Source organism: Pseudonocardia sp. EV170527-09 (assembly GCF_008369905.1).
Taxonomy (GTDB): domain Bacteria; phylum Actinomycetota; class Actinomycetes; order Mycobacteriales; family Pseudonocardiaceae; genus Pseudonocardia.
This window is the reverse complement of the sequence record NZ_VRMC01000195.1, coordinates 1-3,125: the sequence shown is the minus strand read 5'-3', so window position 1 is coordinate 3,125 and position 3,125 is coordinate 1. Positions and strand designations below refer to the sequence as shown.

Below are 3,125 nucleotides of genomic sequence, written 5' to 3'. Positions count from 1 at the left end.
TCACCCTAGGTTGAGCGGCGTGACGCCGGTCGGCCTCGGTGTCAGACGCCTCGGTGTCAGACGCCTCGGTGTCAGACGCCTCGGTGTCAGACGCCTCGGTGTCAGACTCGGCCGGTGAACAACGGCGACCGGTTCGAGCATCGCAGCGAGTTGCAGGCGGTCGAGACGGCGGCGGGGCTGCTGCTCGGTCTGCTCCCTGCAGCGGTAGCGGCGCTCTCGGTCGGGGTCTGGCTGGTCAGCGACCTGCTAGGGCTCAGCGGCCCGGCTTGGTCGCAGGTGTGGTTCTGGCCCCCGCGGTCGCTGTGACCGCGGGGGTCGTAGTGGTCTTCTGGTGGCTGGTCCGTGCCCGTGGTGGCTGGTCTGTGCCCGCCGACGGGGGCTGTGAGCTCGGCGGTTATCCGGCGCGCGCTGGGTCTTGGCGTGGGCCAGGCGGTAGGAGTCGGTGCCGGTCTCGATGATCAGCCCGGCGAAGGTCAGGCGGTCGATGATCGCAGCGCAGAGCCTCGGGTCGGTGAAGGTGTCGGTCCAGCCGGAGAAGGCCTGGTTCGAGGCGATGGCCACCGAGTTGGTCTCCTCCCGTTCGGTGAGGACCTGGAACAGCATCTCGGCGCCGCGGAGGTCGAGCTGCATGTAGCCGAGCTCGTCGATGCAGAGCAGATCAACCCGGCCGTAGCGGGCGATGGTCTTGGCCAGTTGGCGTTCGTCGGCGGCTTCGACCAACTCGTTGACCAGTTTCGTGGCCAGCGCGTATTTGACCCGGAAGCCCTGCTGGGCCGCGGCGGTGCCGAGCCCGATCAGCAGGTGGGACTTGCCGGTGCCGGAGTCGCCGATCAGACAGAGTGGGTCGCCCTTGCGGATCCACTCGCCGCCGGCGAGGTGGTGAATGGTGGCCGGGTTGACGTTCGGGTTGGCGGCGAAGTCGAAGTCCTCGATCCACTTCTCCCGCGGGAATCCGGCGGCTTTGACCCGGCGGATCGAGCGGCGACGGTCGCGGTCGTCGCACTCGGCCAGCAACAGCTCGGCCAGGAACCCGCGATAGGTCAGCTGCTCGTGCTCGGCGCCGGTGACCACATCATCGACGCTCGAGCGGATGGTGGGCAAGCGCAGCGTCCGGCAGGCCTGATCGATCGCCGCGGTCGCGGCCTGCTCGGTCATGTTCCGCCGTCGCCGGCGAGGCTGGTTCTGGGTCATGACGCACCTCCGCTCGACTGCTGTGCCGGCCCGGGCGGGGCGGCTGGTCGGCGCCGCGACAGGAGGTCGTCGTAGGCGCTGATCGAGGGCAGCGGGCGCCGGTCCGGGGGCAGCGCGGCGATCGTGGCGTCCGGGTCGGCCAGCCGGCGCTCGGTCAGGCTCACCACCCGCTCCGCAGCAGGGGCCGGGGCCTGTTCGACCACGGCGGGTTCGGGCTGGACGTCGGCGATCCGGCGGGCTTCGACGGCGACGACATCGGCGCTGGTTGCCCCGACCGCGGTGGCCGCACGCAGCCCGGCCAGGACGACCTCGCGGGGCAGGTGCCGATGCAACAACAGAACCTCGACCAGCTGGCGGGTGCCCGCGCCGTCGCCGAGCACGGTGCGGGCCGCGGCCCAGAACGCCTCGTGCTCCGCGGCGAACGCGCCGCTGCGGCGGGCCTGGTCCAGCGCGACCGCGCCGGGCAGCGCGCCCGGCTTGCGGGCCAGGATCTCCAGGTAGTGATCCAGCACCACCGTGGTCGAGCCCTTCACCGTGGAACGTTCGTGGCGGGCGACCTCGCGGCGCCGATCGAACACGAGCACTTCATCGGCGCGCAGCAGCACCCGCAGGCGCTGCCCGATGAACCGGGCCGGGACCGAATAGGTCGCCTGGCGCACCATCACCCGGGCATACCGGTCCACCCGCGGTGTCAGGGTGCGCCCGGTCTCGAACCCGTCGGTGGGCAGCGGGTTCAGCAACGGGGCCTCGGCGGCGTAGTCCTCACCGACCGTCCGGACCCGGTGCGCGATCCGGCGGTGGTCATCGGCCCGGTCGTAGCGGCGCAACCGCTCGTTGAGCTCGTGCAGGGAGTCCACCGCGGGCACCGGGACCAGGTGGGTGCGGCGGAACCGGCCACCCTCACCTTCGACGCCGCCCTTCTCGTGGGCGCCGTCGGCGCCGGGCTGGCAGTAGAACGAGTCGAACCCGGCCCAGGACCGGAACGCGACCCACCGCTCGGACTCGGTGCGGGTGCGCCCGAACAGCACCCGAGACACCGCGGACTTGAGGTTATCGTAGCGGATCTTGTCCGTGGGCACCCCGCCCAGCTCGTGAAACGCCTGCACATGTCCCTCGAGGAACGCTTCCTGGGCCTGGGTGGCGAACGCGCGGTGCACCGCCTTGCCCGAGCACGACAGGCGCAGGGTGAACAGCTGCACCTTCGTGCGCACCCCGCGCAGGTCGATCCACAGATCGGCGAAGTCGACCTCAGCCTCGGCGCCCGGCGGATGCAGCTGCGGCACACAACCGGCCTCGCTCGCCCGCCCGGCCTCCGCGGCGATCTCCAGGCGCCGGCGGGCGACGTGGTCGCGCACCGAGGAGTAGGACAGCTCGCTCATCTGGTGCTCATCGACCAGCCGCGCCCAGACCCGCCGGGCGGTATGACGCTGCTTGCGGGGCGCGTCCAGATCGGCGCGCAGCCAGTCGTCGATGATCGGCTTGGCCGGGTCCAGCTTCGGCGCCGTGAACCGGCGCTGCTTGCGCGGCGGCGGGACCGCTGACGCGAGGGCCTGGCGCACCGCACGCCGATGCACCCCATGCCGGGCGGGCAGCTCACGGATCGACAGACCCTCCAGGCGGGCGTCACCGCGGATGGCTTCGAACTGGCGCACCCGTGACCCCACAACCCGGCCCCTCCCACCGCGGACGCGCGCCAGCATGGCGCCGACGCGACCGGGGTGGGGCCAACTTGCTCTGTCACGCCGCCCCGGGCGTGTCGCAGGTGGGGCCAATTACCTCCGTCACTCGATCATGCTCAGAAGCCAGAGGTGGGGCCAGTTAGCTCCGTCATCCCGGGGCCAACTAACGCTGTCATAGCCCGGCCGGGAACGGCCCGGTTCTTGGTATGCCCGAGGTGTTCGGTCATCTCCTCGCCGAGTGCGGTCTCCAGCACG

2 protein-coding genes are annotated in these 3,125 nt (G+C 71.4%); both read right to left on the bottom strand.

All coding sequences use genetic code 11. From position 1 onward, the window contains the following. Positions 1-246: 246 nt before the first annotated feature. Positions 247-1,191 carry an IS21-like element helper ATPase IstB gene (istB, locus tag FVA95_RS28105; protein WP_304627191.1) on the bottom strand — a complete coding sequence of 315 codons (945 nt, stop codon included), beginning with the start codon at positions 1,189-1,191 and terminating at the stop codon, positions 247-249. Then, complete coding sequence (gene istA, locus FVA95_RS28100; protein WP_149666823.1) at positions 1,188-2,855, bottom strand: IS21 family transposase; 1,668 nt, start codon at positions 2,853-2,855, stop codon at positions 1,188-1,190. The genes istB and istA overlap by 4 nt, the downstream gene beginning before the upstream one ends. Positions 2,856-3,125 lie beyond the last annotated feature (270 nt).